Annotated in this window: 23 protein-coding genes and 1 tRNA gene; 7 read left to right on the forward strand and 17 right to left on the reverse strand. The window is 69.1% G+C overall.

The window, feature by feature from the left end:
• A complete protein-coding gene (locus tag GTO19_RS07380) occupies positions 1 to 582 on the forward strand; it encodes a TMEM165/GDT1 family protein (RefSeq protein WP_291019806.1) in 582 nt (193 codons plus the stop codon).
• On the opposite strand, the gene GTO19_RS07385 is transcribed toward GTO19_RS07380, so the two are convergent.
• The 3 genes from GTO19_RS07385 to GTO19_RS07395 all read right to left on the reverse strand — a co-directional run bounded on the left by GTO19_RS07385 (position 576) and on the right by GTO19_RS07395 (position 3533).
• Positions 576 to 1856 (reverse strand): FG-GAP repeat protein, encoded by a 1281-nt coding sequence (locus GTO19_RS07385; protein ID WP_291019808.1) that lies wholly within the window; start codon positions 1854 to 1856, stop codon positions 576 to 578. The genes GTO19_RS07380 and GTO19_RS07385 overlap by 7 nt on opposite strands.
• Before the next feature lie 68 nt (positions 1857 to 1924).
• On the reverse strand, positions 1925 to 2374 hold the full coding sequence (locus GTO19_RS07390) for a hypothetical protein (protein WP_291019810.1): 450 nt from the start codon (positions 2372 to 2374) through the stop codon (positions 1925 to 1927).
• A 256-nt stretch (positions 2375 to 2630) separates the two neighbouring features.
• Entirely contained in the window at positions 2631 to 3533 is a 903-nt protein-coding gene (locus GTO19_RS07395) for a LysR family transcriptional regulator (RefSeq protein WP_291019813.1), read from the reverse strand.
• A 102-nt stretch (positions 3534 to 3635) separates the two neighbouring features.
• Here GTO19_RS07395 and GTO19_RS07400 point away from each other — a divergent pair, with 102 nt between their 5' ends.
• Both GTO19_RS07400 and dkgB read left to right on the forward strand, forming a co-directional pair.
• Entirely contained in the window at positions 3636 to 4820 is a 1185-nt protein-coding gene (locus tag GTO19_RS07400; protein WP_291019815.1) for an MFS transporter, read from the forward strand.
• 24 nt (positions 4821 to 4844) lie between these two features.
• Complete coding sequence (dkgB, locus tag GTO19_RS07405) at positions 4845 to 5648, forward strand: 2,5-didehydrogluconate reductase DkgB (protein ID WP_291019817.1); 804 nt, start codon at positions 4845 to 4847, stop codon at positions 5646 to 5648.
• A 34-nt stretch (positions 5649 to 5682) separates the two neighbouring features.
• Here dkgB and GTO19_RS07410 read toward each other — a convergent pair whose 3' ends face one another.
• The 7 genes from GTO19_RS07410 to GTO19_RS07440 all read right to left on the reverse strand — a co-directional run bounded on the left by GTO19_RS07410 (position 5683) and on the right by GTO19_RS07440 (position 11144).
• Positions 5683 to 5982 (reverse strand): I78 family peptidase inhibitor, encoded by a 300-nt coding sequence (locus GTO19_RS07410; RefSeq protein WP_291019819.1) that lies wholly within the window; start codon positions 5980 to 5982, stop codon positions 5683 to 5685.
• Between the two features lie 73 nt (positions 5983 to 6055).
• A tRNA-Gly gene (locus GTO19_RS07415) sits at positions 6056 to 6129 on the reverse strand.
• 28 nt (positions 6130 to 6157) lie between these two features.
• Entirely contained in the window at positions 6158 to 7015 is an 858-nt protein-coding gene (locus tag GTO19_RS07420) for a sulfurtransferase (protein ID WP_291019821.1), read from the reverse strand.
• A 13-nt stretch (positions 7016 to 7028) separates the two neighbouring features.
• Positions 7029 to 8411 carry an MFS transporter gene (locus GTO19_RS07425; protein WP_291019824.1) on the reverse strand — a complete coding sequence of 461 codons (1383 nt, stop codon included), beginning with the start codon at positions 8409 to 8411 and terminating at the stop codon, positions 7029 to 7031.
• Positions 8412 to 8420: 9 nt separating this feature from the next.
• On the reverse strand, positions 8421 to 9404 hold the full coding sequence (locus GTO19_RS07430; RefSeq protein ID WP_291019827.1) for a tripartite tricarboxylate transporter substrate binding protein: 984 nt from the start codon (positions 9402 to 9404) through the stop codon (positions 8421 to 8423).
• 31 nt (positions 9405 to 9435) lie between these two features.
• A complete protein-coding gene (locus GTO19_RS07435; RefSeq protein ID WP_291019830.1) occupies positions 9436 to 9903 on the reverse strand; it encodes an aromatic-ring-hydroxylating dioxygenase subunit beta in 468 nt (155 codons plus the stop codon).
• On the reverse strand, positions 9900 to 11144 hold the full coding sequence (locus tag GTO19_RS07440; RefSeq protein WP_291019831.1) for a Rieske 2Fe-2S domain-containing protein: 1245 nt from the start codon (positions 11142 to 11144) through the stop codon (positions 9900 to 9902). The genes GTO19_RS07435 and GTO19_RS07440 overlap by 4 nt, the downstream gene beginning before the upstream one ends.
• Positions 11145 to 11236: 92 nt before the next feature.
• On the opposite strand from GTO19_RS07440, the gene GTO19_RS07445 reads away from it, so the two are divergent.
• Positions 11237 to 12211 (forward strand): LysR family transcriptional regulator, encoded by a 975-nt coding sequence (locus tag GTO19_RS07445; protein ID WP_291025854.1) that lies wholly within the window; start codon positions 11237 to 11239, stop codon positions 12209 to 12211.
• Positions 12212 to 12214: 3 nt separating this feature from the next.
• Here GTO19_RS07445 and GTO19_RS07450 read toward each other — a convergent pair whose 3' ends face one another.
• Positions 12215 to 12982 carry an alpha/beta fold hydrolase gene (locus GTO19_RS07450; protein WP_291019835.1) on the reverse strand — a complete coding sequence of 256 codons (768 nt, stop codon included), beginning with the start codon at positions 12980 to 12982 and terminating at the stop codon, positions 12215 to 12217.
• Positions 12983 to 13190: 208 nt separating this feature from the next.
• Between GTO19_RS07450 and GTO19_RS07455 the strand changes: the two genes are divergently transcribed.
• Together GTO19_RS07455 and GTO19_RS07460 are read left to right on the forward strand one after the other, a co-directional pair.
• A complete protein-coding gene (locus GTO19_RS07455) occupies positions 13191 to 13421 on the forward strand; it encodes a CopG family transcriptional regulator (RefSeq protein ID WP_291019838.1) in 231 nt (76 codons plus the stop codon).
• On the forward strand, positions 13418 to 13858 hold the full coding sequence (locus GTO19_RS07460) for a TA system VapC family ribonuclease toxin (protein WP_291019841.1): 441 nt from the start codon (positions 13418 to 13420) through the stop codon (positions 13856 to 13858). Before GTO19_RS07455 ends, GTO19_RS07460 begins: the two co-directional genes overlap by 4 nt.
• Before the next feature lie 36 nt (positions 13859 to 13894).
• On the opposite strand, the gene GTO19_RS07465 is transcribed toward GTO19_RS07460, so the two are convergent.
• Complete coding sequence (locus GTO19_RS07465) at positions 13895 to 15502, reverse strand: gamma-glutamyltransferase family protein (protein ID WP_291019845.1); 1608 nt, start codon at positions 15500 to 15502, stop codon at positions 13895 to 13897.
• Positions 15503 to 15510: 8 nt separating this feature from the next.
• Positions 15511 to 16989, reverse strand: a complete 1479-nt coding sequence (locus tag GTO19_RS07470) for an NAD-dependent succinate-semialdehyde dehydrogenase (RefSeq protein WP_291019848.1) — start codon at positions 16987 to 16989, stop codon at positions 15511 to 15513.
• A gap of 182 nt (positions 16990 to 17171) precedes the next feature.
• On the opposite strand from GTO19_RS07470, the gene alaS reads away from it, so the two are divergent.
• On the forward strand, positions 17172 to 19796 hold the full coding sequence (gene alaS / locus GTO19_RS07475) for an alanine--tRNA ligase (RefSeq protein ID WP_291019850.1): 2625 nt from the start codon (positions 17172 to 17174) through the stop codon (positions 19794 to 19796).
• Between the two features lie 13 nt (positions 19797 to 19809).
• On the opposite strand, the gene GTO19_RS07480 is transcribed toward alaS, so the two are convergent.
• Genes GTO19_RS07480 through GTO19_RS07495 form a run of 4 tightly spaced genes read right to left on the reverse strand, consistent with a single transcriptional unit; the run spans position 19810 to position 23628 of the window.
• A complete protein-coding gene (locus tag GTO19_RS07480) occupies positions 19810 to 21030 on the reverse strand; it encodes a CaiB/BaiF CoA-transferase family protein (RefSeq protein WP_291019852.1) in 1221 nt (406 codons plus the stop codon).
• A complete protein-coding gene (locus tag GTO19_RS07485) occupies positions 21027 to 21815 on the reverse strand; it encodes an enoyl-CoA hydratase/isomerase family protein (protein ID WP_291019854.1) in 789 nt (262 codons plus the stop codon). The genes GTO19_RS07480 and GTO19_RS07485 overlap by 4 nt, the downstream gene beginning before the upstream one ends.
• Positions 21812 to 23095: a TRAP transporter large permease gene (locus GTO19_RS07490; protein ID WP_291019856.1), complete on the reverse strand. Its 1284-nt coding sequence runs from the start codon at positions 23093 to 23095 to the stop codon at positions 21812 to 21814. The genes GTO19_RS07485 and GTO19_RS07490 overlap by 4 nt, the downstream gene beginning before the upstream one ends.
• Positions 23092 to 23628: a TRAP transporter small permease gene (locus GTO19_RS07495; RefSeq protein WP_291019858.1), complete on the reverse strand. Its 537-nt coding sequence runs from the start codon at positions 23626 to 23628 to the stop codon at positions 23092 to 23094. The genes GTO19_RS07490 and GTO19_RS07495 overlap by 4 nt, the downstream gene beginning before the upstream one ends.
• Between the last annotated feature and the right edge of the window lie 12 nt (positions 23629 to 23640).

A 23640-nucleotide genomic window follows, 5' to 3' on the forward strand; every position in this document is an offset into this window, starting at 1 on the left:
TTGGAAGCCTTCCTCCTGTCCACCGGCATCGTCGCGCTCGCCGAAATGGGCGACAAGACGCAATTGCTCTCGCTGGTGCTCGCCGCGCGATTCAAGCGCCCCTGGCCCATCGTCGCGGGCATCCTCGTCGCCACCTTGCTCAACCACGCGCTCGCGGGCGCGGCCGGGGCGTGGATCATGGCCGCGGTGGGCCCCACGGTGATGCGCTGGGTTCTGGGCCTGTCCTTCGTCGCCATGGCGGTGTGGATGCTGATCCCCGACAAGCTCGATGCGGATGAGGTGAAGGCTTCTCGCGGACTGGGTGTGTTCGCTGCCACCACCTGGGCCTTCTTTCTGGCGGAGATGGGCGACAAGACGCAGATCGCGACCATCGCGCTGGGTGCGCAGTACGAGCCGCTGTTCGCCGTGGTGATCGGCACCACGCTGGGCATGATGATCGCGAACGCGCCGGTGGTGTTCTTCGGCGACGCGATCACGCGGCGCGTGCCGATCAAGGTGGTGCACGCGGTCGCGGCGCTGATCTTCGCGGCGCTGGGCGTGTTCGCGCTGTGGGGCGCGAACACGCTGCTGGGGGCTCAGTAGAGGTAGACGGCGCCGCTGTTGCTGAGGCTGTTGTCGGCCTGGTTGCCGTTGATGCCGGTGGCGTTGCTGTCTTCCTGGATCGAGCCGACGGCCAGGGTGAGCGCCTTGCCTTCGCCGCCGAGTGCCAGGCCGCCCACACCGTAGAAGTCGAGGCCCTGGCCGCCACCGAACCGGTCATCCGCGTCCGTGTTGGGGGCTTTCACGTAGGCCCGCTGTGCCCAGTTGCCGCCGCTGCGGACGAAGACATACACGGCGCCGCTGTCCGGTGCGCTGCTGTCGGCCTGATTGCCGTTGATGCCGATGGCACCGCTGCGCTCGAAGGGGGCGCCCACGGCCAGCGTAAGGCCGTCGGGTGACAGGGCCATGCCGGCGCCGAATCGATTGCTGAGAGGATTGGATGCCTTCAGAGAGGCCTGCTGCGTCCAGTCGCTGCCGCTGCGCGTGAACACATAGACGGCACCGGTGAGGATCTGTTCGGCATAGGCCGATGCAGCCAGTGTGTTGCCATCGGCGGACAGGGCGACGACCCCTCCGAAGGCATCGCCTGCGGCGGTGTTGGAGGCCTTCAGATAGGCCTGCTGGCTCCAGGTGCCGCTGCTGCGCGTGAAGACATAGGCGGCACCGCTGTCGGTGGCGCTGTTGTCGACCTGATTGCCGCCGGCCGTGCCGGTGACGTTGCTGTCCTCGCGGTCGGCGCCCACGACCAGGGTGCTGCCGTCGGCGGCGAGGGCGACGGATCGGCCGAAGACGTCGCCCGCTCCCGTGTTGGACGCTTTGACATAGGCTTGCTGCGCCCAGGCGCTGCCGTCGTGCGAGAACACGTAGACGGCGCCGCTGTCGGTGGCGCTGTTGTCGGCCTGACTGCCGCCGATGCCCATGGCGTTGCTGTCTTCACCGATGGCGCCCACCGCCAGGGTGGTGCCGTTGGCCGACAGCGCCAGGCTGTGGCCAAACCCATCGTCCGCACCGGAGTTGCTGGCTTTCACATACGCTTCCTGGGCCCAGCTTGTGCCCTGGCGCCTGAATACATAGACCGCCCCGCTTTCGTGCAGGGAGTTGTCGGCCGGGTCGATGCTGTTGACGCCGTTGGCCTCGCTGTCTTCGCCCTTGGCGCCGACCGCCAGCACGTCGCCGTTGCCCGACAGGGCCACCGCGAAGCTGCCGAATCCATCGCCCGCTTCGGTGTTGGCGCCGGTCACCAGGGCTTGCTGTACCCAGGCGCCACCATGGCGCGCAAACACGTGGACCGCGTCCCTGTTGTTGCCAATGGCCATCGTCTGGCCATCGCGCGAAAGCGCCACGCTGAGGCCGAAGCGGCCGTTCTCTGTTTGGCTGGATGACTTTACATAGCCCGTGGCCGCCGCCAGGTTGCCCGACACGCCGACAGCCGCCGAGTCCGCGCAGCCGCGGCATTGCAGGCCTGCAGCACGTAGCGCGCGTTCACACGCGCCGGCAGGAACACCGCGTGGTCGTAGGTGCTGGTGTCGGCGGGCAGGTCGCCATCTGGCACGGGCTGGTAGCCCGAGCCGCCATCCGGGTCCTCCAGCAGCACGTAGCGCGTGGCGCCGCTCACCGGCGCCCAGCTGAAATGGAAGGTCTTGGTGCTCTGTGGTGTCAGGCTCAGCGTGGGGGCCGATGGTGTGTCGGCACCGCCACCACCGCCTCCACCACCACCGCCTCCGCCTCCACCACCGCCGCCTCCACTACCGCCGCCGCCGCAGGCGATCAGTGCACAGGCGCTTACGCCCAGCGCGGCGATGGCCGCATAACGCTTGATCTTGAATATGTTCATGTCAGTGTTTCGCTGAAGAAGAAGGGAGGGCGAACCATTGAATGCGAGGGCCAGACAGGCCACCATTCGCCGGACTGCCTAACGGCCACATGCAGCTGGCCTAGCAATTTGGCCGTAGGGCATTGCATTGGTGGTCAGGGGGGTATGCGAGACCCAAGGTGCGCCTCGTCCCTCATCGCCGCACTCGACCGTGCCGACGCCGACGCACCCGTGTCCCGCTGGCGTCGGGCGCCGACGTGGCAAGCGGCGCAAGCGCTCAGTCGTCGAACGCGCGCGGTCCGAGCTGCGCCACCACGTGGTTGATGAAGCAACTGATGCGCGAGGCCAGGGCCGTGTTGCGGTAGTACACGGCGTTGATCGGCTGGCGCACGTCCAGCGTCTGGCGCGCGAACAGGGGCACCAGCCGGCCGGCCTGCCGGTCCTCGCGCGTCATGAAGTCGGACAGGCAGACGATGCCGGCGTCCGCCAGCGCCAGCTGCCGCAGGGTCTCGCCGCTGGATGAGGCGATGCTCGGGCGGATGTGCAGGGTGTTGCCGTCGGCGTCGCGCAGCGGCCAGTCGTTCAGCGTCTCGGGCTGTGTGAAGCCCAGCAGCGAGTGGCGCGCGAGCTGCGACACCTTGGTGGGCGTGCCGTGCCGCTTCAGGTAGCCCGAGCTGGCCAGCACGCGCAGGCGACTGGTGCCAATGGGCCGCGCGCGCAGCGTCGAGTCCTTCAAGGTCCCGATGCGAAAGGCCAGGTCGGTGCGCTTCTCGATCAGGTCAATGAAGCCTTCGTTGCTGTGCAGCTCCAGTGACACCTGCGGGTGGCGTTCGCGGAAGCCGCCCGCCAGTGGGGCGATGACGTGCAGCATGAAGGGCGTGGACGCGTCCACGCGCAGGCGGCCCGAGGGCTGTTCCAGGCGTGCAGCCATCTGTTCCTCGGCCTCGTCCACGGAGGCGAGGATGGCGCGCGCGTGCTGCAGGAAGGCCTCGCCTTCTTCGGTGAGCTCCAGGCGCCGTGTGGTCCGCCGCAGCAGGGTGGCGGCGAGCTTGCGCTCGAGCCGGCCCAGTGCGCGGCTCACGCCCGAGACGGTCTGGCCCAACTGCTCGGCGGCGGCGGTGATGGAGCCGGTGTCCACCACGCGGGTGAAGGCCTGCATTTCGTCCAGGGTGGTTTTCATTATTGATTCCGGATCAATATTATTTGGCTTATAGACGGCTTTTTATGCAAGCGCAAACGGACGAGACTGCGCGCCATTCCTCACCCCCAACGCGGAGCCGCCATGCCCCTTGCCTTGCTGGCGCTGACCATCAGCGCCTTCGCCATCGGAACCACCGAATTCGTCATCGTCGGGCTGATCCCGACCATCGCCGCCGACCTCGGCGTGAGCGTGCCCTCGGCCGGTCTGCTCGTCAGTCTCTATGCCCTGGGCGTGGCGGTGGGCGCGCCGGTGCTCACCGCGCTCACCGGGCGCCTGCCCCGCAAGGCCTTGCTGGTCGGCCTGATGGCGCTGTTCACCCTGGGCAACCTGATCGCCTGGCAGGCGCCGGGCTACGGAACGCTGGTGGTGGCGCGCATGCTCACGGGGCTCACGCACGGCGTGTTCTTCTCGGTGGGTTCCATCATCGCCACCAACCTGGTGGCGCGCGAGAAGGCGGCCAGCGCCATCGCCACCATGTTCAGCGGCCTCACGGTGGCTTTCGTCACCGGCGTGCCACTGGGCACCTTCATCGGCCAGCGCTTCGGCTGGAACGCCACCTTTCTCGTGGTCTCGCTCTTCGGCCTGGTGGCGCTGATCGGGGCGCTGGCCTTCGTTCCGCGCGGCATCGAGCAGGCCCCGCCCGCGCCGCTGCGCCGTCAGGCCCGTGTGCTGCTGCAGCCGCGCCTGCTGCTGGTCTATGCGATGACGGCCGTGGGCTACGGCGGTTCGATGATCGCCTTCACTTTCCTGGCGCCCATCCTGCAGGACATCGCCGGCTTCAGCCCGAACCTGGTGGGCGTGTTGCTGCTGCTCTATGGCGTGTCAGTGGCCGTCGGCAATGTGTGGGGCGGCCGCCTGGCGGACCGCGCCGGGCCGGTGAGTGCGCTCAAGACCATCTTCCTGCTGCTGGCCGCCGTGCTGCTGGTGCTCAACTTCACTGCGCCGCACCCCTGGCTGGTGGCGCTGACGGTGCTGGCCTGGGGCGGTGTGGCCTTCGGCAATGTGCCGGGGCTTCAGGTGTACGTTGTGCAGCAGGCGCGGCGTTTTGCGCCCGAGGCGGTGGACGTGGCTTCGGGCTTCAACATCGCGGCCTTCAACCTGGGCATCGCGGGCGGCGCCTGGGCCGGCGGTCAGGTGATCGCGCACCTGGGGCTGGCGCACACGCCCTGGATCGCGGCGCTCGTGACCTTGGCGGCCTATGGGCTGACGGTGCTCAGCGGACGCTTGGACCGCCGTTTGCCCCACACGCAGGCCGCCTGTGCCTGAACCGGTTTTCACAAGGACATCGCCATGAACATCCCAACCTTCGGCCTTGGCACTTTCCGTCTCAAGGGTCAGACCGTCATCGACTCCGTGCGCCAGGCGCTGGAACTCGGCTACCGCGCCATCGACACCGCGCAGATCTACGGCAACGAGGCCGAGGTCGGCCAGGCCATCGCCGACAGCGGCGTGCCGCGCGAGCAGGTCTTCATCACCACCAAGATCTGGGTGGACCACGCCGCGAAGGACCAGTTGGCGCCCAGCCTGCGCGAGAGCCTGCGCAAGCTGCGCACCGAGCGGGTCGACCTGACGCTCATCCATTGGCCGGCTCCGGGCAGTGGCGTGCCGTTGGAAGACACGCTGCAGGCCCTGGCCGACGCGAAAGCGCAGGGGCTCACGCGCCTGATCGGCGTCTCCAACTTCAACATCGCGCTGACGCAGCAGGCCATCGAACGGCTGGGCGCTGACGCCATCGCCACCAACCAGGTCGAGCTGAGCCCCTACCTGCAGAACCGCGCCCTGGCCAGCTTCCTGCACTCGCAAGGCATCACGCCCACCTCGTACATGACCCTGGCCTACGGCAAGGTGCTCAAGGACCCGGTGATCGCCGCCATCGCCGCGAAGCACGGCGCCACGCCCGCGCAGGTGGCCCTGGCCTGGGCGCTGCGCCTGGGTTACGCGGTGATTCCCTCGTCCACGAAGCGCGAGCACCTGGCCAGCAACCTGCTGGCACAGCAACTGCGGCTGGACGACGACGACATGGCGCGCATCGTGGCGCTGGAGCGCAATGGGCGCGAGGTGAACCCGCAAGGGCTGGCGCCCGCGTGGGATTGAGGGGCGCGCCGCCGGGGCCTGGCCCGGCGGGGCCTCAGCCGCAGGCGGCGCGAACGATCTTGCCGGACTTGGTGTCGGTCTCGATGGTGACCCGCTCCTGGCGGAAGTCCATCGTCACGGCCTGGCCGGGCTGGATCTGCCGCACGAGGGTGGCGCCAGTGAGCCGGCGGGCATCGGCGTCGCTGACGGCGGGCTTGCCGACGAGGGCTTGCGCGGCGTCGGGGCGGCACAGGCTGGCGGGGCCGCCCGGCGCGGGTTGGGCCGGGCTCTGGCAGGCCGCGAGGCCCATGCAGAGCAAGGCGGCGGCGCCGGCGGCGAGGGATGTCGGTTTCATTGGGGTGCCCTCCCTGGTGAGGTGTGGGCGAACGTCAACGGTCGTGGGGGCCGGCGTTCGCGCGCGGAGGCGGTGGAGCGGGTGAAGGGAATCGAACCCTCGTATGAAGCTTGGGAAGCTGCCGTTCTACCATTGAACTACACCCGCAGCAGGGGCGGATTCTAGCGTCTCGCGCTCAGTCCGCCCCGGTCGCGATCGGGGCGCCCGGGCGGGCGCACCACTCGCTCCACGAGCCCGGGTACAGCGCGGCGCCGCCCAGGCCCGCCACGGCCATGGCCAGCAGGTTGTGGCAGGCGCTGACACCCGATCCGCACTGGTTCACGATGGCCTCGGGCGAGCGGCCATCGAGCAGGGCCTCGAACTCGGCGCGCAGCTGCGCGGCGGGTTTGAATCGGCCGTCGGCTTGCAGGTTGTCGCGAAACAGGCGGTTGCGCGCGCCAGGGATGTGCCCGCCCACCGGATCCACGGTTTCGTTCTCGCCACGGAAGCGGTCGGGCGCGCGCGCGTCCAGCACCAGCCAGCGCGGCGCGTCGATGTTGGCGCGCAGCTGCTCGTAGCTGACGGTCTTCTCCAGCGAGGGGCGAGCCTTCAGCGGCGCAGGCCTGGGGCGGGGCGGTGCTTCGGTGCTCACGGCTTGCCCGGCCGCCTTCCATGCACCCAGGCCGCCATCGAGCACAGCCACGGCTTCATGGCCGATCCAGCGCAGCGTCCACCACAGGCGCGCGGCGTACACGCCAGCGCTGCCGTCGTACGCCACAACCCGGGTGTCGGTGCCGATGCCCAGCGCGCTCATGGCCTGCATGAACAGCAGTGGGTCGGGCAAGGGGTTGCGTCCGTTGTCGCCGCTGCGCGGGCCGGACAGGGTGTGGTGCATGTGCACGTGGTGCGCGCCGGGGATGTGGCCGGCTTCGTAGGCGCGCACGCCGGCGTCGGCGTCGCCGAGTTCGCTGCTGCAGTCGAGCACGACCGGGGGTTGCGGAGAACGCAGGGCCTGGGCGAGCTCGCTGGCGCTGATGAGGGTGCTGGGGTTCATGGAGAGAAGGGGTTCAGGCCTTGTGGCCGCTGAGTTGGCTGCCCGCATCGCGCGGCAGGTGCCGGCAGGCGGGCGTGGCCAGGGCGCCGATGAAGGCCAGGACGAGAAAGGCGATGCCGTAGTCCAGCGGCGCGGCCTCGGCCCGGCCGGCGGCGCGCGCCGCGAGCGTGACCACCACCGAAGACAGCGAAATGCCGACCATGATGGCGAGCTGCCACACCATGGTGTTGAGCGTGGTGGCTGCACCGATGCGCTGCGCCGGCAACTCGGCGTAGGCGATGGCCGCGACGGCGTTGAACTGCACCGCGCGGAAGAAACCCGCGATGGACACGGCCAGCGCGATGGCGCCCAGGCCCCAGTGGTCGCGGAACAGCGCGCACACCACCAGCCCGGCCACGCACAGCGAGCCGTTGACCAGCATCACGCGGCGAAAGCCCCAGCGGCGCAGCATGGGCGTGGTCTGGGTCTTGGTGAGCATGGACACCACGCCGCTGGCCAGCAGCACCAGGCCGCTTTGCACCGGCGTGTAGCCCAGGCCCAGTTGCAGCATCAGCGGCAGCAGGAAGGGCAGGGCGCCGTAGCCCACGCGCAGCAGCGAGCCCGACCAGAAGGAGGCCGCGAAGGTCGGCACGCGCAGCAGCGACCAATCCAGCATGGGCAGGCGCGCGCGGCGGCTGCGCTGCCAGTAGGCCAGCACCAGCAGCGCCATCGGCACCAGCCAGACGACGAGGTCCTGGCGCCCTTCGCGCACGCCCTCCAGCAGCACCACCACGATGGCCAGCGCGCCACCCAGCAGCAGCCAGGACAGCGCGTCGAAGCGGCCGTCGGCGCTCTGGCGGATCTGCGGGAAGGCGCGCAGCGAGCCCAGCAGGCACAGCAGCGCGATGGGCACGTTGATGAGGAAGATCCAGTGCCACGACAGCCAGGTGGTGAGCAGGCCGCCCAGCGGCGGGCCCAGCATGGGGCCGGCCATGGCGAGCGTGATCATCCAGGCCAGCGCGTTCACCAGTTGCGGCTTGGGCGTGACGTGCACGATGGACGTGCGGCCCACGGGCACCATCAGCGCGGCCGAGGCACCCTGGATGGCGCGCGCCGCCACCAGCATGGGCAGGCTGGTGGACAGCGCGCACATCAGCGAGCTGAGCGCGAAGACGGCCAGCGCGGCCTGGAATACCGTGCGCGTGCCGAAGCGCGAGGCCAGCCAGTCGCCCGTGGGGATGAAGACCACGCTGCACAGCAGGTAGACCGTCATCGTGAGGTTCAGGCTGAGCGGGTCCACCCCCAGGCTGGCCGCGATGTCCGGGATGGCCGGCGCGATGATGGTCGAGTCCAGCTGCTCCATGAAAAAGGCCAGCCCCACGGTGAGGGGGAGCAGGCGCTGGGGCGGGTGGACCATGCAGCGAGCTTACTGCGTGACCTGGATGCCGCTGGTCTTGACGAATTCCGACCACTTGCGCGCGTCGTCCGCCACCTGCCTGCCGAACTCGGCCGGTGAGTTGCCGCCGGGCTCGGCGCCCACGGTCTCCATGCGCTTGCGCATCTCGGGCGTCTGCAGGGCCGGGCGCAGCACGCTGGCGATGCGCTCCACCACGGCGGGTGGCGTGCCGGCGGGTGCGAACAGGCCGCTCCAGCCGGTCACGTCGAAGCCGGGCACGCCCGACTCGGCAATGGTGGGGATGTCGGGCGTCTGCGGGTAGCGGCGCGCGCTGGTGAGTGCGATGGGGCGCAGCTTGCCCGACTGCATCCAGGTCAGCGCGTCGGAGTAGTTCGCGAAGCTCATGTGCACGTCGCCGGCCGCGGCCGCCGCCACGGCGGGCGCGCCGCCGCGGTAGGGCACGTGAACCATCTTCAGGCCCAACTGGTGCTTGAGGATTTCGCCCGCGAACTGCGTGAGGCCGCCCGCGCCGCCGAAGTTGAGCTTGCCCGGGTTGGCCCTGGCGTGGGCCACGAACTCCTGGAAGTTGTTCACCGGCAGCGAGGGGTTGACCATCAGCACCAGCGGGTTGGTGTTGATGAGCGTGATGGGGGCGAAGTCCTTCACGCCGTCGTAGCCCACCTTGAAGATGTACTGGTTCAGCGTCTGCGGCGCGGCCAGGGCCAGCAGCAGGGTGTAGCCGTCGGGCGCGGCCTTGGCCACGTACTCGGTCCCCAGACTGCCCGCCGCGCCCGGCTTGTTCTCGATGATCACCGGCTGCCTGAGCCCGTCCTGCAGCGCGGGCTGGATCATGCGCGCGACGATGTCGCCGATGCCGCCCGGCGCGTAGGGCACGACGATGCGGATCGCTTTCGTCGGCCAGGGCTCGTTGGCCAGGGCGAATGGGCTCGTGAGCGAAAGGCCGGCGCCAAGCAGCGCCAGTGCCGCGAGGCGGCGCGAGAGCGTGGGTGTCATGGGGTGTGTCTCCGGAATGTTGCAGGGGCGATCAGAGCGGATAGACCATCAAGGTGTCGACCATCCGCGAATCCAGCACAACGCGTCTTTGCGCGATTCGCCATCCCTGGGGGCCCGGCTTGAGCACGTCGTCGTAGCGACCGGTCGCGAAGACCTCGGTCTGGCCGGTGTGCATGGTCCGGTAGATCACGAAGGACGAGCGCACGGCGCACTGGCCGTCGGGCTTCGGTTCGATCAGCGGACGCCCCACCACGTGGCGGTGGGTGTGGTTCTCGAAGATGTTGGCGATGCGCAGCGCCTTGATGCGGTCGTCCATCATGCCGCGCCCTTCGCACAGCACGATGCCGATGGGCATGTTCGCCTCGACGTTCTGGCGCGTGGTCACGAAGTAGCTGGCGTCTTCTTCAAAGTAGGCGCTCCAGTCCTCGAACAGGCCATCGTCGAGCGTGTGGCAGTAGCGCTCCAGGAAGTCGGCGATCTCGTCCGTGCTGCCGCTCATTCGTGGAACCCCATGATGGTCTGGTAGCCATGCCAGAAGCCGCGCACGGCCGCTTCGGTCGCGCGCGAGGACTCGTTCGACTCGGCGAGCCTGCCGCCCATCTCGATGAACGAGGCCTTGTCGTCGGAGCCGCGCGTGCCGCGCTGCACGAAGGAGTTGATGCAGCCGTCTTCCAGCGCGACGAGGCCCGCCGCGCCGGTGAGGTTGGCCTGCATCACGCGCATCTTTTCCTGCTCGGGCGTGTCGGTCTCGTAACCCAGGAAGACCCAGTACAGCTCGGTCTTGTCCACGCCGCGCGGCACCACGAAACGCACCGCCAGCGAGTTCAGCGTGAGCTGGCTCACCAGGGTGGGAAAGATGGTCTGGATGCTGTGCGTGATCTGGTCGTCGAAGCCGTCCCAGGCCTGCAGCAGTTGCGGGCCGTCGAGCTCGGAGCTGTACTTGGCGGAGTGCACGTCCGCGCTCGTGTACTCGGCCGCGGCGTCCAGCGTGGCGCGCTTGCTGTAGCTGATGTGGTGCCACTTCTTCTCCGACAGGATGATGCCGCCGTCCATGTCGAGGCGGTTCACCTTGAAGGTGGTGTAGAAGGTGTGCAGCAGCGTCGCGTGGTAAGAGTCGCGCACGTTCTCGGCGTACAGCTTCCAGTTGTTGTGGATCATCTGGCTGTGCGTGCCGAGGATCTTCAAGGGGTGGTCCATGTTGCGCTTGAGGAAGGCGGTGATGCGATCGCCCAGGAACTCCTCCAGCGGCGGCGCCTCGTCCGAGAACGTGCCGAAGACGATGCCCGCCACCACCGACACGCGGATCGGCTGCAGTCGGTGTTTCGACACGTCGAAGTCCTCGGGCATGCCGCCCTTGCCCTTGACGCCCTTCTGGAAGGCCACGCCGCGCAACTGACCGTCGAGCTTGTAGTTCCAGGCGTGGTAGACGCAGGTCAGCGACTTCTTGTTGTCGCGCTCCTTCAGGCACACCAGCGCGCCCTTGTGCGCGCAGCGGTTGACCATGCCGTGCAGCTCGCCGTTCTCGTCGCGCGTCACGATGATGGGCGTGTCGCCGATCCACGAGGTGCGGATGTCGCCGGGGTTCTTCACCTCCACCGTCAGGCACAGGTAGTGCCAGATCGGGCCGCGGAAGATCTTCTCCTGTTCCATCTGGTAGATGGCCGGGTCGGAGAAGACGCGGTAGGGCACACGCGTGGCGCCGCCGGCGGGCCAGCGCAGATCGCAAGGGGTCGTTTCCATGTCTCGTGGGGGCTCGAAGGGATGGGAGCAGCGGATGCTAGGGACGCAGCATCCATAAGTCGATAAGATGAAGGCGATCAGCGATATCTGGAATGCAGATGGGACAAGACGCCACACCCCGATTCGATCTCAACCTGTTGCGGGTGTTTCTCGCGGTGTACGAAGCGAAGAGCGTCGGTGGCGCCGCGCAGGCCTTGAACATGAGCCAGCCCGGCCTGAGCACGGCCCTGGCCCGCCTGCGCCGGCAATTGGGCGACCCGCTGTTCCTGCGCGGCGCCACGGGCATGGAGCCCACCAGCCGCGCGCGCAGCCTGGCCGATTCGGTGCGCGGCATCATGCGGTCGGTGGACGCCGAGGTGCTCAAGCCGCCGGTGTTCGACCCCACCACCTCCACGCGCGAGTTCCGCATCGCGCTCACCGACATCGCCGAGGGCATCTACCTGCCCATCGCGCTGCGGGCGCTGAAGGAAACCGCCTCGCGCATGAGCCTGCGTTCGGTGTTCATGTCGCCGCGCGAACTGGAAGAGGCCATGGCCGCGGGCGAGGTGGACATGGCGGCCGGCTTCTACCCCGACATCAAGGGCTCGGCCTTCATGCACCGGCGCATCGCGCTGCACTCCTTCGCCTGCATCGCCGCCGCGCGCCACCCGGAATTGGGCGAGCGCATGACACCGGATCAGTTCGCGCGCCTGCCGCATGTGGTGGTGGAGGCCACCGGCCGCAGCCAGGAGGTGTTCGACCGCTTCCTGCAGAGGCGCCAGTTGCAGCGCGACGTGGTGCTGCGCACGCCGCACTTCATGAGCGTGCCGGTGATCGTGGCCGAGAGCGACGCGGTGGCCGTGGTGCCGCAGGCCCTGGCCGATTTCATCATCGACCACCCGCGCATCAGGCAGGTGCAACTGCCGTTTCGTCCGCCCACGTTTCAGGCCAACCTGTACTGGCACCGCAGCGCGCATTCCGACCCGGCCAACCAGTGGCTGCGCCAGGCGCTGATCCGCGAGTTTCCGCGCCTGCAGGCGCGGGCGTATGACCGCAATGGCCGCGCGGCCAACGCGCCTCGGGAATGAGGCTCAGCCCGCCACGGCGGGCAGCGTGCGCATCCAATCGTCCAGCACGCGGGCAAGTTCATCCGGGCATTCGGCCGCGCTGATGTGCGCGGCCTCCACCTCGACGATGCGAGCGCCCGCGATGTCGGCGGCGATGGCCTGCGACTGCGCGAGCGGCGTGGCCAGGTCGTGCCGCCCCGCGACGATCAGCGTGGGCGTGGTGATGCGCCGGTTACCGGCGCGCAGGTCCATGGCGGCGATGGCTTCGCAGGCGCGCACGTAGCCCAGCGAGTCGGTGTCGAGCAGGGTCTGGCGCAGGCGCGCGGCCACGGCCTGGCCCGCGGCGCTTTGGCGAAAGGCCGGCGTGAGCCAGCGGTCGATGGACGCATCGGCCACGGCGGGCATGCCGGTGGTGCGCACGGCCTGGATGCGTGTGTCCCACAGCGTGCGGTCGGCGTAGTGCGGGGCGGAGTTGATCACCGCCAGGCCGCGCAGCAGCGAAGGGTGGCGTGCCGCCAGGGCCTGCCCCACCATGCCCCCGAGCGACAGACCGGCGAACACCACGGGTGTGGACGAGACCGAGCGGATCACCTCGGCCGCGTCGTCGGCGAGGTCGTCGATGCTGTAGGGCGCTTCGGGAGAGGGGCCCCGGCCGTGGCCCCGGTGGTCGTAGCGGACCACGCGGTAGCGCGGGGCGAGCAGGGCCGTGATCTCGTCCCACATGTGGCGGTCGAGGGCGAGTGCGTGGCTCAGAACCACCGTGGGTCCTTGTCCGTCCTGGCTGGTGTTCATGGTCTGCCGCGTCGTAAGAGGGAACGCGGCAGTCTACGGGCCCGGGTGGCGCAGGCGCATCGCTCGGTGCGATACGCGATATCGCTTCGCGCGAGCGGAGCCGCCGGCGAAGCGGCCCAAGAGATGGGAGGGGCGTGTGCGCAAGAGGGGCTTCCTCGGACACATCGGTTGATGCGTGATGTATGATGCAAAGCATCAGGAGAAGACGATGCGAACCACGCTGGCCATTGACGACGACATCCTGGCGACGGCCAGGTACCTCGCCGAGCGCGAGCACAAATCGGTGGGCGAAGTGATCTCCGCATTGGCCCGTCAGGGGCTGGAGCGGGCCTCGCGCCCGGCGCGGGCACAACGCAATGGCGTGCCGCTGTTGCCCAAGCGCGGCGGCGCTACCGTGACGCCGGAACTCGTCAACCAGCTGCGTGACGAGTTGCCGTGACGGCGTATTTGCTGGACGTCAATGTCCTGATCGCGCTCGTCGACCCGGCCCATGTCCAGCATGACGCTGCACACGACTGGTTCCACCGCGTGGGCCACAAGGCCTTTGCCACCTGTCCACTCACCGAGAACGGCCTTGTCCGCATCGTTGGTCACCCGAAATACCCCAACTCACCGGGGCCACCCAGCGCTGTCCTTCCCTCGCTCATGGCCATCCGTGGTTTGCCAGGGCATCGGTTCTGGCCCGACAAGCTCAGCATTGCCGATGAGTCCTTGTTCGCAACCCAACTGCTGAGCAGCCATGCTCGCGTGACCGACAGCTACTTGCTCGCCTTGGCACACGCCCATCGCGGTCGCCTCGCGACGATGGATCAGAAACTGGCCACCGATGTCGTCCGCGAAGGGGATGGCGCGCTCGAACTCATCCCGATCCAATGACCGGGGCCGATCCTGGCGTGCCCCGGCTGGAGCGCCTCAAAACCCCACCGCTTGCCCATCCCGCCGCGAGTCGCTCGCGGCCACGTAGCCGTCCTCGATGTCGTCGCTCAGCCGCGCGATGAACTGGCCGCTGCCGAAATCGAGGTAGGTGTCGGCGGTGGGTTCGAAGCGGTGGCCCAGGGCCTTGAGGCCGTCGCGCAGTGGGGGGGCCATGGTGGATTCGAAGTCCACGTCCAGGCCCTTGCTCCACTTCCAGCGCGGCGCGTCGCTGGCGGCCTGCGGCTGCTGGCCGTGCACCAGCATGCGCACCAGGGTCTGCACGTGGCCTTGCGGCTGCATGTTGGCGCCCATCACGCCGAAGCCCATCACGGGCTGGCCGTTGCGCGTGACGAAGCCCGGAATGATGGTGTGGAAGGGCCGCTTGCCCGGCGCCACCTGGTTGGGGTGGCCGTCCTGCATCGTGAAGCCGTGGCCGCGGTTCTGCAGGCTCACGCCCCAGCCTGGCACCACCACGCCGCTGCCGAAGCCCAGGTAGTTGGACTGGATCAGGCTCACCATGCGGCCCTGCGCGTCGGCGGTGGTGAGGTAGACCGTGCCGCCGCGCGGCGGCTGGCCCGGGCCGGGGTCGATGGCGCGCGTGGGGTCGATGAGCGTCGCGCGCTCGCGCAGGTAAGCCGGGTCGAGCAGGTCGGCTGCGCGCACCTCGGTCATGAAGCGCTCGTCGGCCACCCAGCGGTAGGTGTCGGCGAAGGCGATCTTCATCGCCTCGATCTGCAGGTGCTGGCCTTCGACGCTGTCGGGCTCGAAACGGCCGATGTCGAGCTGTTCGAGCATGCCCAGCGCCATCAGCGCGGCGATGCCCTGGCCGTTGGGTGGCAGCTCGTGCACGGTGTGGCCGGCGAAGTTCACCGCGATGGGGTCGACCCACAGCGCCTGGTGCGCGGCGAGGTCGCTGGCGCGCAGTTGCGCGCCGTGCTCGCGCGCGAAGGCGTCGATGGCGGCGGCGATCTCGCCGCGGTAGAAGGCTTCGCCGCGCGTGTCGGCGATGGCGCGCAGCGCGCGGCCGGCGTCGGGGAAGCTGAAGCGCTCACCGGGCTGCGGTGCGCGGCCGTGCGGCAGGAAGGCCTGGGCGAAGCCGGGCTTGTCGTGCAGCAGCGGCACGGCCTGCGCCCACTTGTGCGCGATCACCGGTGCCACCGCGTGGCCGCGCTCGGCGAGTTCGATGGCGGGCTCCATCAGGTCGGCGAAAGGCAGGGCGCCGAAGCGCTCCGACAGCGCGGCCCAGCCACCCACGGCACCCGGCACGGTCACGGCGTCGAAGCCGCGCAGCGGGATCTGGCCGCCGTGCTTGCGCTCGAAGTAGTCCGTGCTCCAGCCCGCCGGCGACAGGCCCGACGAGTTCATGCCGTGCAGGCGCTCGCCGTCCCACACGATCGCGAAGTTGTCGCTGCCCAGGCCGTTGGAGCAGGGCTCCACCACGGTGAGCGCGGCGGCGGTGGCGATGGCCGCGTCGATGGCGTTGCCGCCCTTGAGCAGCATGCGCAGCCCGGCCTGCGCGGCCAGCGGCTGCGTGGTGGCCACCACGTTGCGCGCCATCACCGGCGCGCGCGAGACGGGGTAGGGGTTGTTCCAGGTGAAGCGCATCGGGTGTGTCACTTCAGAACATCGCCCAGGCACAGGAATTTGATCTCGACGTAATCGTCCATGCCATGGTGCGAGCCCTCGCGGCCCAGGCCGGACTGCTTCACGCCGCCGAAGGGCACGTGCTCGGTGGCCAGGATGCCCACGTTGATGCCGACCATGCCGTACTCCAGCGCCTCGCTCACGCGGAAGATGCGGCCCACGTCGCGGCTGTAGAAGTAGCTCGCCAGGCCGAACTCGGTGTTGTTCGCGGCGTCGATCGCCTCCTGCTCCGACTCGAACTTGAAGACCGGCGCGAAGGGGCCGAAGGTCTCCTCGCGCGCGCACAGCATGTCGGGCGTGGCGCCAGCCACCACCGTGGGCTCGAAGAACTGGCCCTGCAGCTTCTTGCCGCCGGCCACCACGGTGCCGCCCTTGGCCACCGCGTCGTCCACATGGCGCTGCACCTTCTCCACGGCCGCGTCCTCGATCAGCGGGCCCTGCACCACGCCGTCTTCAAAACCGTTGCCGACCTTGAAGGCCTTGACCCTGGCGGCGAATTTCTTCACGAACTCGTCGTACACGCCCGCCTGCACGTAGAAGCGGTTGGCGCACACGCAGGTCTGGCCCGCGTTGCGGTACTTGCTGGCCAGCGCGCCCTCCACGGCCGCATCGACGTCGGCGTCGTCGAAGACGATGAAGGGCGCGTTGCCGCCGAGCTCCAGGCTCAGCTTCTTCACCGTGGGCGCGCACTGCGCCATGAGGATGCGGCCGACCTCGGTGGAGCCGGTGAAGCTCAGGTGGCGCACGGTGTCGCTGGCGCACAGGGCCTTGCCCACGGCGATGCTCTGCTGCGAGTCGGCGGTGATGACGTTGAGCACGCCCGCCGGAATGCCCGCGCGCATGGCCAGCTCGGCCGCGGCCAGGGCCGTCAGCGGCGTGAGCTCGGCCGGCTTGATGACCACCGGGCAGCCCGCGGCCAGGGCCGGCGCGACCTTGCGCGTGATCATGGCCAGCGGGAAGTTCCAGGGCGTGATGGCCGCGCACACGCCGATGGGCTGCTTGAGCACCAGCAGGCGGCGGTTGGGGTCGAAGGTGGGCAGGGTCTCGCCGTTGACGCGCTTGGCCTCTTCGGCGAACCACTCCACGAAGCTGGCGCCGTAGGCGATCTCGCCCTTGCCCTCGGCGAAGGGCTTGCCCTGCTCGGCGGTGAGGATGCGGCCCAGGTCTTCCTGGTTGGCCATCAGCAGGTCGTACCACTTGCGCAGCAGGTTGGCGCGTTCCTTGGCGCTGCGCGCGCGCCAGGCGGGCCAGGCCTTGTCGGCGGCGGCGATGGCGGCCTCGGCGTCGGCGGGGCCCAGGTTGGCCACGTCCGCCAGCTTCAGGCCGGTGGCGGGGTCGTTCACGTCGAAGCGGGCGCCGCCCTTGACCCACTGGCCGTCGATCAGGCCGTCGGTCTTGAGCAGGCTGGGGTCCTTCAGCAGGGCCAGGGGGGAGGTTTTCATGTCCATGGGGGTCTCCGTCGGGTCGCGCGTGGCGGGAAAGCAGGAAATTTAACTTATTAAATAAATGGGGCGATTGTGCGCCTGTTTCAGCGCATGAGCATAGTCCTTCGGCATGTTGGAAAATACCGGGTTCGCGTGCATGGCACGCGCCCGACCCCCACCGACCCGACCCTCACCGACAGGCCCCCATGACCGCCCCCGTCTCCGTCGCCGACATCCGCAAGAGCTTCCTGGACTTCTTCGCCTCCAAGGGCCACACGGTGGTGCCGTCCAGCCCCCTGGTGCCGGGCAACGACCCCACGCTCATGTTCACCAACTCGGGCATGGTGCAGTTCAAGGACGTGTTCCTGGGCACCGACAAGCGCCCCTACGTGCGCGCGGCCTCGGTGCAGGCCTGCCTGCGCGCCGGCGGCAAGCACAACGACCTGGAGAACGTGGGCTACACCGCGCGCCACCACACCTTCTTCGAGATGCTGGGCAACTGGTCGTTCGGCGACTACTTCAAGCGCGAGGCGATCGAGTGGGCCTGGGAGCTGCTGACCGAGGTCTACAAACTCCCCAAGGAGCGCCTGCTGGCCACCGTCTACATCGACGACGACGAGGCCTTCGACATCTGGACGAAGGAGATCGGCCTGCCGCCCGAGCGCGTGATCCGCATCGGCGACAACAAAGGCGGCAAGTACAAGAGCGACAACTTCTGGATGATGGGCGACACCGGCCCCTGCGGCCCCTGCTCGGAGATCTTCTACGACCACGGCCCGCACATTCCCGGCGGCCCGCCGGGCAGCCCGGACGAAGACGGCGACCGCTTCATCGAGATCTGGAACCACGTGTTCATGCAGTTCGACATGAAGGAAGACGGCAGCGTGGTGAAACTGCCCGCGCCCTGCGTGGACACCGGCATGGGCCTGGAGCGCCTGGCCGCCATCCTGCAGCACGTGCACAGCAACTATGAAATCGACATCTTCGAGGCGCTGATCGCGGCGGCCGCGCGCGAGACGCACACCACCGACCTCGCCAACCCCTCGCTCAAGGTCATCGCCGATCACATCCGCGCCACCGCCTTCCTGGTGAGCGACGGCGTGATCCCCAGCAACGAAGGCCGCGGCTACGTGCTGCGCCGCATCATCCGCCGCGCCATCCGCCACGGCTACAAGCTGGGCCAGAAGACGCCGTTCTTCCACAAGCTGGTGCCCGTGCTGGTGGACAAGATGGGCGCAGCCTACCCGAACCTGGCGAAGCAGGCGCAGCGCATCACCGAGGTGCTCAAGGCCGAAGAGGAGCGCTTCTACGAGACGCTCGCCAACGGCATGGAGATCCTCGACGCCGCGCTCGCCGGTGATCAAAAGGTGCTGCCCGGCGAGGTGGCCTTCAAGCTGCACGACACCTACGGATTCCCGCTGGACCTGACCAACGACGTCTGCCGCGAGCGCGGCGTGGCGGTGGACGAGGCCGGCTTCGATGCCGCGATGGAGCGCCAGAAGGCGCAGGCGCGCGCCGCCGGCAAGTTCAAGATGGACAAGGCGCTGGAGTACAGCGGCGCGGGCAATGCCTTCGTGGGCTACGAGGCCCTGGAGGCGCCGGCCAAGGTGGTGGCGCTGTACCTGGAAGGCGCGGCGGTGCAGGAACTGCGCGCGGGCCAGAACGGCGTGGTCGTGCTCGACAGCACGCCCTTCTATTCCGAGGCGGGCGGCCAGGTGGGCGACCAGGGCGAGATCGCCGCGGGTTCGGGCGCGCGCTTCGACGTCGCCGACACCCAGAAGATCAAGGCCGACGTGTTCGGCCACCACGGCAGCCTGTCGCAGGGCACGCTCAAGGTGGGCGACAGCGTCACCGCGCGCGTGAACACGGCCCAACGCGCCGCCACGGTGCGCAACCACAGCGCCACCCACCTCATGCACAAGGCCCTGCGCGAGGTGCTGGGCGATCACGTGCAGCAGAAGGGTTCGCTGGTGAACGCCGAGCGCACGCGCTTCGACTTCGCGCACAACGCGCCGCTGACGGAGGAGCAGATCCGCCGCATCGAGGCCCTGGTCAACGCCGAGATCCTGGCCAACGCGGCCACGCAGGCGCGCCTGATGGACATCGAGTCGGCGCAGAAGACGGGCGCGATGATGCTGTTCGGCGAGAAATACGGCGACACCGTGCGCGTGCTCGACATCGGCAGCAGCCGCGAGCTCTGTGGCGGCACGCACGTGCAGCGCACCGGCGACATCGGCCTGTTCAAGATCGTGGGCGAAGGCGGCGTGGCCGCCGGCGTGCGCCGCATCGAGGCGGTCACCGGCGAGAACGCGCTGGCCTACCTGCAGTCGCTGGAGCGCACCGTGGCCCAGGCCGCGGGCGCTCTGAAGGCGCCGGTGGCCGAGCTCACCACGCGCGTCGGTCAGACGCTGGAGCAGATCAAGGCGCTGGAAAAAGAGATCGCCGCGCTCAAGGGCAAGCTGGCCTCGAACCAGGGCGACGAGCTGCTGGGCCGCGCGGTCGACGTGAAGGGCCTGAAGGTGCTGGCCGCCACGCTCGACGGCGCCGATGCCAAGGCCCTGCGCGACACCATGGACAAGCTCAAGGACAAGCTCAAGAGCGCGGCCATCGTGCTGGCGGCCGTGGACGGAGGCAAGGTGCAGCTCGCCGCCGGCGTCACGGCCGACCGCGTGGGCCAGCTCAAGGCGGGCGATCTGGTGAACTTCGTCGCCCAGCAGGTGGGCGGCAAGGGCGGCGGCAAGCCCGACATGGCCATGGCCGGCGGCACCGACCCGAGCGGGCTGGGCAAGGCGCTGGATTCCGTGCAGGGCTGGGTGGCCGAGCGGGTCTGACCCGCCGCGGCCCTCAGGCCGCCTGCGCCACCACCCCTTCGTCGATCAGCGCATCGATCTGCGCATCGCCGTAGCCGGCCTCGCGCAGCAGTTCGCGCGTGTGCTGCCCCAGCAGCGGCGCCGCCGTGCTGGCCGGCGTGGGCGTGGCGCTGAAGTGGATGGGGCAGCCCACGCCGCGCGTGGGCCCGGCCTGCGGGTGCACGGTCTCCACCACCATGCCGCGCGCCAGGGTCTGCGGGTGGCTCAGGGCCTCGCCGATGCTGTGCACCGGCCCGGCCGGCACCCCGGCGGTGTCGAAGGCGGCCTGCCACTCGGCGCGGCTGCGGGTGCGCACCACGGCGTTGATCCGGTCCACCAGTTCGTCCAGGTGCGCCATGCGCTCGCTGTTGGTGGCGAAGCGCGGGTCCTCGCGCCATTCAGGGTGTCCCAGCACCTCGCAGATGCGCTCCCAGTTGGCCTGGTTGGCACCGCCGATGTTGATCCAGCCATCGCTGGCCTCGAAGGCCTGGTAGGGCGCCGTGAGCAGGTGGGCCGAGCCCGTGGGCTGCGGCGAGCGCTGCGTGGCGAACCACACCGCCGCGTGCCAGTAGGTCTGCTGCAAGGCGGCGTCGGCCAGCGAGGTGTCGACGATCTGGCCCTGGCCGGTTTTCAGGCGGTGGATGTACGCCGCCAGGATGCCCACGGTGGCGAGGATGCCGGCGTTCATGTCCGACACCGCGCTGCCGCTTTTGGCCGGGGGCCTGCCGGGCTCGCCGGTGATCGACATCAGCCCCGCGAAGCCCTGCGCGATGAGGTCGAAGCCGCCCTTGTCGGCGTAGGGCCCGGTGCGCCCGTAGCCTGTGATGGCGCAATAGATGAGGCCGGGGTTGATGGCGGCCAGCGCGTCGTAGCCCAGGCCCAGCTTGTCCATGGTGCCCAGGCGGAAGTTCTCGACCAGCACGTCGGCGCGTTCCACCAGGCGCTTGAGCACCTGCTGGCCACGCTCGAGCTTGAGGTTGAGCGCCAGGCCGCGCTTGTGGCGGTTGAGCATCATGAACGGCGCCGACACGCCATTGACCTGCGGGTCGCGGTAGCCGCGCGAGTCGTCGCCGCCGGGCAGCTTCTCGATCTTGATCACCTCGGCGCCCAGGTCGGCCAGCAGCAGGCCGCAGGTGGGGCCCGACATGATCTGGCTGAGTTCGAGTACGCGCAGACCGGCCAGCGGGCCGGCGGAAACGGGCCGCTGCGTGTTCACTGTCCCTTCCAGACTGGCGGGCGTTTGTCGATGAAGGCGCGCACGCCCTCGCGGAAATCGGCGCTGCCGTAGACGGCGCGGATGAGGTCGTCTCCCTCGGGCAGATCGTGCACGGCCAGGCGCTGCAGCGCGGCCTTGCTCACGCGCTGCGTCACCGGCGCCAGCGCCGCCAGCCGCTTCGCAAGGGCCAGGCCTTCCTCGCCCAGCGCCTCGGGCGTCACCACGGCGTGCAGGCAGCCGCAGGCCAGTGCTTCCTCGGCCGGCACCATCTCGGCCAGCAGCAGCATGCGCTTCACCCGCTCGTGCCCCCAGGCGGCGCGCAGCCGCGCGATGTTGGCCATCGACAGGCCGTTGCCCAGGGTGCGCGCGATCGGCACACCGAACTTCGCGCCTGGCGTGGCCAGGCGGAAGTCGCAGGCGGTGGCGATGGCCAGGCCGCCGCCCACGGCCCAGCCTTCCACGAGGGCAATGGTGGGCATGGGCAGGCCGGCCAGTTGCGCGATGCCCGCGTCGATGCGCCGCTCGTAGGCGATGCCGTCCTCGCCGTCGCGGAAGTCCGCGAACTGCGCGATGTCGGTGCCGGCGACGAAGGCCTGCCCCCCTGCGCCACGCAGCAGCACGGCGCGCACCGTGGCGTCGTTCGCCAGCCGCTCGCAGGCTTCGCCCAGTTGCTGGTACATGGTCCAGGTCATGGCGTTGCGCGCCGCGGGGCGGTCGAACACCAGCGTGGCGATGCCGGCGTCGATGCTCAGCCCGACGCGGCCGCTGTGGTCGTCGCTGCTCATCGGTAGAACACGTCCACCAGGAACATCGGCACCGCCGGCACGTAGGTCACCAGCAGCAGCAGGGCCATGAGCACGCCGATGAAGGGCAGGTTCACGCGCGTCACCTTCCACATGTCGGCCTTGGCGATGGAGCAGGCCGTGACCAGCACGCTGGCCACCGGGGGCGTCTGCTGGCCGATGCCCAGGTTGAGGGTGACGATGAGGCCGAAGTGCACCGGGTCGATGCCGACGGCCTTGACCAGCGGCATCACGATCGGCACCACCAGGATGATCGCCGCCGCCGAGTGCAGGAAGAGCCCGACCACCAGGAAGAAGATGTTGAGGATGGCCAGCACCGCCCACTTGTTGTCGGTGAGCGAGGCGATCCAGGCCGCCAGCTGTTGCGGCATCTGCTGCTCGGTGAGCAGGTGGCCGAGCAGGGCGGAGGCCGCCACCAGCAGCATCACCACGGCGGTCTGCACGCTGCCTTCGACCATGGATTCGTACAGGTGCTTCAGGTTCAGCTCGCGGTAGATGACGCCGCCGATGAACAGGGCGGCCAGCACCGCCAGCGCCGCGCCTTCGGTGGCCGTGACCACGCCGCCGAAGATGCCGCCCAGGATGATCATCGGCAGCAGGAAGGCCCAGGCCGCGTCCTTGAAGGTGGTCTTCAGGCGCGCCCAGCTGAACACCTCTTCCACCGGGTAGTTGTAGCGCTTGGCGTACCAATAGGCCAGGGCCATCATGCCGCCGCCGCCGAGGATGCCGGGGACGATGCCGGCCACGAAGAGCTGCACCACCGAGGCCTCGGCCATCACCGCGTACAGGATCATCGGGATCGAGGGCGGGATGATGATCGCCAGCGTGGCCGAGGACGAGGTGACCGCGGCCGCGAATTCTTTGGGGTAGCCCTTCTTCTTCATCGCGGGCACCAGGATGGAACCCATGGCCGCCACGTCGGCCACGGCCGATCCGGAAATCTCGGCGAAGAACAGCGAGGTGCCGATGTTGACCATCGCCAGGCCGCCCTTGATGAAACCGAACAGCGCCGAGGCGAAGGCGATGAGCCGGCGCGACAGGCTGGAGGAATTCATGATCGCGCCGGCCAGCACGAACAGCGGAATCGCCAGCAGCGGGAAGCTGGTGGCGCCGTTGAACATGGTGATGGCCGCGCCCAGCAGCGACTCCATGCCGCCGTGCAGCACCATGGCCGCCATGGCCACCGCGCCGAGCGCCACGGCGATGGGCACGTTGATGAGGATGAGGGCCAGCAGGCCGACGAACATGCCGAGCGCCATCATGATTGCATTGCCTTTTCGATTTCGCGTTGCATTTCCTGCTTCTCGGCATCGATCACGCCTTCCCCACGCGCCTGGCGCAGCAGCTCCGGCAGCGTGAGCAGTTGCGCCACGATGAAGACCAGCGAGCCGATCGGAATGACCGATTGCGTCACGCGCGTGGGCACCCAGGGCAGGCTGACCATGGCGTCGCCTTCGAGGATCACCAGCACCTCGTAGCCGAACCACCCGAGCAGGGCGAAGAACAGGATCACGATGCCTTCGCCCAGCAGCACCAGGGGCACGCGCAGGTGCGGCGGCATGGCGTTGACCAGCCCGGGGAATCCGATGTGCGAGCGCTTGAGCGCGGCCAGCCCGGCCCCGTAGTAGGTGAGCCAGGCCAGCGCGATCGAGGCGACCTCGTCGTACCAGACCATGGGAATGCCGAGCTTGCGGTAGGCCACGCCCATGAGGACGATGACCGCGAGCGAGCCCAGCAGGAAGATCACGAACGCCGTGAGCGTGCGTTCGAACGCGAGTCGCAGGGAATGCAGCACGGTGTCGCGGCC

Source organism: Hydrogenophaga sp. (assembly GCF_011772445.1).
GTDB lineage: Bacteria > Pseudomonadota > Gammaproteobacteria > Burkholderiales > Burkholderiaceae_C > Hydrogenophaga.